The sequence below is a fragment of the Glutamicibacter sp. AGC46 genome (assembly GCF_053543715.1).
Window position 1 is genome coordinate 59,425 of the sequence record NZ_JBLVOJ010000013.1, and the last position, 1,279, is coordinate 60,703.

Annotated in this window: 1 protein-coding gene; it reads right to left on the minus strand. The window is 65.7% G+C overall.

Annotated features, from left to right (window positions below):
- Positions 1–65: 65 nt before the first annotated feature.
- A complete protein-coding gene (gene prfA / locus ACNPM8_RS10285; protein ID WP_105658405.1) occupies positions 66–1,139 on the minus strand; it encodes a peptide chain release factor 1 in 1,074 nt (357 codons plus the stop codon).
- Between the last annotated feature and the right edge of the window lie 140 nt (positions 1,140–1,279).

Sequence of the window (1,279 nt, forward strand, 5' to 3'; positions counted from 1 at the left end):
CCCCGGCGTCGGCCAGCGCCGCAATCGCCTGGCGGCGCACGGCAGTGAGTTCTTCCAAGGCGTCGTTACTCGCCCAGCGCTGCCAAGCGCTCTTCCTCGTCCATCTGGATGCAGGATTCAACCACCGGCTGCAGGTCCCCGTCCATCACGGCGTCGAGGTTGTAGGCCTTGTAGCCGGTGCGGTGGTCGGCAATGCGGTTTTCCGGGTAGTTGTAGGTGCGGATGCGCTCGGAGCGGTCCATGGTGCGGATCTGGCTTGCACGCTGGGCCGAGTTCTCCTTGTCGATGATCTCCTGCTGGTGGGCCAGCAGGCGCGAACGCAGCACGCGCATCGCGGCTTCGCGGTTCTGGATCTGCGACTTCTCGTTCTGCATGGCCACCACGATGCCGGTGGGCAGGTGGGTAATGCGCACCGCGGAGTCGGTGGTGTTCACCGACTGGCCGCCGGGGCCCGAGGAACGGTAGACATCGATCTTCAGGTCGTTCTGGTGGATGTCGACTTCTTCGGGCTCGTCCACCTCGGGCAGGACCAGCACGCCGGCAGCCGAGGTGTGGATGCGGCCCTGGGATTCGGTGACCGGCACGCGCTGCACGCGGTGCACGCCGCCTTCGAACTTCAGCTGGGCGTAGACGCCTTCGGCCGGGTCATTCGATTTGCCCTTGATGGCAACCTGGGCGTCCTTGTAGCCGCCGAGGTCGGACTCGTTGAAGGAGATCATCTCCACCTTCCAGCCCTTGTGCTCGGCGAAACGGGTGTACATGCGCAGCAGGTCGGCTGCGAACAGCGCTGCTTCGTCGCCGCCCTCGCCGCCCTTGACTTCGAGGATCACGTCGCGGCCGTCGTTCTCGTCGCGCGGGATCAGCAGGCGGCGCAGCTTCTCCTCGAGCTCTGGCAGGGCGGCGGTGAGGGTTTCCACCTCTTCTGCGAAGTCCGGATCCTCGTCAGCCATTTCCTTGGCTGCTTCCAGGTCCTCGGTGGCGGCGTGCCACTTGTTGTAGGCCTCGACGATGCCGTTCAGCTGTGCCGAGCGGCGGCCGAGCTTGCGGGCCAGCGCCTGGTCGGCGTACACCGCTGGATCCGAGAGCTGCGCCTGGATTGCGGCATGCTCTTCTAGTAGCGACTTGACGGACTCGAACATGGTGGGTGTGCTTCCTTGTTGGCGTTTTCCGCGCAGTGCCGCCGGCTATTGCGGCTGGGGCACTGCTGGAATTCAATTCTAAACGCTGCGCCGGCCGGGGCCGGCGTGCGAGGTGTCACTACGCGCCGATGGCGTGGGGG